Source organism: Kitasatospora sp. NPDC091257, from assembly GCF_044757675.1.
In the GTDB taxonomy this organism is placed as follows: domain Bacteria; phylum Actinomycetota; class Actinomycetes; order Streptomycetales; family Streptomycetaceae; genus Kitasatospora; species Kitasatospora lactacystinica.
The window spans coordinates 1-2,738 of the sequence record NZ_JBIVVI010001194.1 but is presented as its reverse complement, the minus strand read 5'-3'; the positions used below and the strand labels follow the sequence as shown (position 1 = coordinate 2,738).

Sequence of the window (2,738 nt, the reverse complement as noted above, 5' to 3'; positions counted from 1 at the left end):
GGGTCGGTCAGCGGACGTACGCGCAGACCGGGCAGCGGGCCCGGGTCCGGCAGCACGGCCACGCCCAGGCCGTGCGCGGCGAGTTCGGCCAACTGCGGTGGCGCGGCCGCCTCGACGCCGACCGTCGCCTCGACGCCGGCCTCGGCCAGGGCGCGCTCCAGCGCCGTGCGCAGGCCGGTGCCGCGCGGGGTGCTCACCAGGGCGTGTCCGGCGAGGGCCGCGACCGGCAGCGCGTCCCGGTCGGGGGCGGCAACACCGGCCCCGCTTCCCGAGCCCCCGGCGGAGCCCGCGCCCGTGCCCGCGCCCGTGCCCGCGCCCGTGCCCGGGACCGCGCCCGAGCCGTGGACGGAGCCCGTGCCCGATCCCGCGCCCGTGCCCGATCCCGCGCCCGAGGCGGGTCCCGCGCCCGAGGCGTCCGCGAGCGGATGGTCCACCGGGCAGGCCGCGACCAGCGGGACCTCCAGCACCGTGTGCAGCGCCAGCCCGCTCAGCGACGACCCGCCGTCGTCGCCCTCCGGCCCGTTCCCCGGGGTGGGCAGGCCGACGACGGCGAGGTCCAGCCGGCCGTCGCGCAGCGCGGAGAGCATCCGCGTGGTGGTGTCCTCGGTGAGCGAGAAGTCGATGCCGGGGTGTTCCTGGCGGAACGCCGCGAGCGTGGTGGCGAGCCCGGGGAAGGTCCCCAGCTCGGACGGCGGGGTCAGGGCCGCCCCGGCGACCATGCCCAGGCGCACGTGTCCGCGCCGCAGCCCGCCGAATTCCTGGGCCGCGCGGCGGGCCGCGGCCGCGGAGGCGAGCGCGGCCCGGGCGTGCGGCAGCACCGCCTCGCCGACCGGGGTGAGCCGTACGGTGCGGCCCGAGCGGTCCAGCAGCGGGTGGCCCAGCTCCCGTTCCAGCTGCCGGATCTGGGAGCTCACCCCGGGCTGGGTGAGGTGCAGCAGCCGCGCGGCCCGGGTGAAGCTGCCGTGCTGGGCGACGGTGACGAAGTACTGGAGCTGCCGCAGTTCCATAACTCCCGATCATAAGTGCCAGAACTTCCCGGTCTTGGACGGGTGTACGGTTCCGGCCGCAGGCTGGGCGCATGGAAACCGTGCCGCAGAACCAGGACACCGGGCAGATCCACTGGATCCGCGAGCAGATCGCGGCCGAGCGCCGCGAGCTCGCCCGGGTGTTCGCCGACCTCGCCCCGGAGCAGTGGAACTCGCCCTCGCTGTGCGGTGGGTGGCGGATCCGCGAGGTGGCCGCGCACATGAGCACCGGCTTCCGGCACTCGACGGCGCGCACGCTCCTCGAACTCGCCCGCTCCGGCGGCAACGTCCACCGGATGGCCGACCGGATCGCCCGCCGCGACGCGGCCGCCATGACCGAGCGCGAACTCGCCGCCGCCATGGCCGACCACGCCGACCACCCCTGGCGCCCACCGGTCGGCGGCCCGATCGCGGCCCTCGCCCACGACGTCGTCCACGGCCTCGACATCACGGTGGCGCTCGGCCTGCCCGCCCGGCTGCCGGTGGCGCGGACGAAGGCCCTGCTGGCCGGTGTCTCACCCCGCACCCTGCGGTTCTTCGGGGCCCGGCTGGACGGCGTCCGGCTGGTGGCGACGGACACCGCCTGGGCGTACGGCGACGGGTCGCTCACCGTGACGGGGCGGGCGGAGCACCTGCTGCTGCTCGCGTACGGGCGCCGGGTGCCGGAAGGCCTGCTGGCGGGGCCCGGCGCGGGACGCTTCACGGCGGACGCCACGTAGCGGCGGATCGGTGTACGGGCGTACGGGCGAACGGCGCGCTACCGGCGGTCGGTGTTCAGCCACTCGGTGAGGGTGGCGTGCAACAGCTCGACCTGGGCGCGGTCCAGGATCACCGTTGCCCGGGAGCCGGTGCCGTCCGCGCCGTCCGCGCCGCCGGTGCCGTCCGCGTCCTCCGGGTCGTCCGGGGCGGGCCCGCCGAGGCCCAGCCGGAGGTACTCCACCGGGAGAGGCCAGCCGCCCTCAGGTTCGGGAGCGTCGCCGAACCGGACGTCCGGGTGGCAGTGGTTGGGGATCACGCCGAGTTCCAGCCGGCCCCCGCGGCGGTTGTCCTCGGCGGGGCTGACGTGCGAGCCCTGGGAGATCCTCGGGGCGGGCGCGTTGCCGTGACCGTCGTCGGCGAAGTACAGCCAGGAAGCGAAGATGGACATCCGGTTCTCCTCGGGTCTCGGACCTTGCGGGGCCGGAGCCCAGCGAGCGCCCGGGCGGCCGTCGTGCGGGTTCCGGGGGCCCGTGCCTACGATCGGAAGAAGTCCTTCCGGATGGTGGTGAGACGGAAGCCAGGTCGCCGATGGCCCCGAGGTCCGTGCAGTGGCCCCCGTACGTGCGGGTCGCGCCGTGGTTGCTGACCGCCGGCGGGCTGGTGTGGAACGCGCTGGACCCGACCGACTACTGGGGCGATCCGCTGCTGGCGGCGGCCGCCGTGCTGGCGGGCGCGCTGCTGGCGCTGCGGGACACCGTCGCGGTGGGGGCGGCCAATGTCCTCGGCATCCTGCTGCTGTCCACCCAGGACGGGTCGATCGGGACCGGGGCCGGCTTCCTGGAGCTGGCGAACACGGCGTTCGCGGCGCTGCTCGGGATCGGGGTGAACCGGGTGGTGGCCCGGCACGGGCGGCGGCTGGCACGGGTGCGGTCGGTGCCCCGAGAAGCGACCAGATGAGCTCCGCACCCCGCCCCACACAGACACCGACGGGAGTGCCGGCGCTGACGCCGAGCC

The 2,738-nt window shown here is 76.3% G+C and carries 4 protein-coding genes; 2 read left to right on the top strand and 2 right to left on the bottom strand.

Going from position 1 to position 2,738, the window contains the following annotated elements:
* On the bottom strand, nt 1-1,007 hold a 1,007-nt coding region (locus tag ACIQOV_RS36215; RefSeq protein ID WP_401055057.1), incomplete at its 3' end, for a LysR family transcriptional regulator.
* Between the two features lie 71 nt (nt 1,008-1,078).
* On the opposite strand from ACIQOV_RS36215, the gene ACIQOV_RS36210 reads away from it, so the two are divergent.
* Entirely contained in the window at nt 1,079-1,744 is a 666-nt protein-coding gene (locus tag ACIQOV_RS36210) for a maleylpyruvate isomerase family mycothiol-dependent enzyme (RefSeq protein WP_401055056.1), read from the top strand.
* Between the two features lie 38 nt (nt 1,745-1,782).
* On the opposite strand, the gene ACIQOV_RS36205 is transcribed toward ACIQOV_RS36210, so the two are convergent.
* Nucleotides 1,783-2,172 (bottom strand): hypothetical protein, encoded by a 390-nt coding sequence (locus ACIQOV_RS36205; RefSeq protein WP_401055055.1) that lies wholly within the window; start codon nt 2,170-2,172, stop codon nt 1,783-1,785.
* A gap of 140 nt (nt 2,173-2,312) precedes the next feature.
* On the opposite strand from ACIQOV_RS36205, the gene ACIQOV_RS36200 reads away from it, so the two are divergent.
* Complete coding sequence (locus tag ACIQOV_RS36200) at nt 2,313-2,681, top strand: hypothetical protein (RefSeq protein ID WP_401055054.1); 369 nt, start codon at nt 2,313-2,315, stop codon at nt 2,679-2,681.
* Nucleotides 2,682-2,738 lie beyond the last annotated feature (57 nt).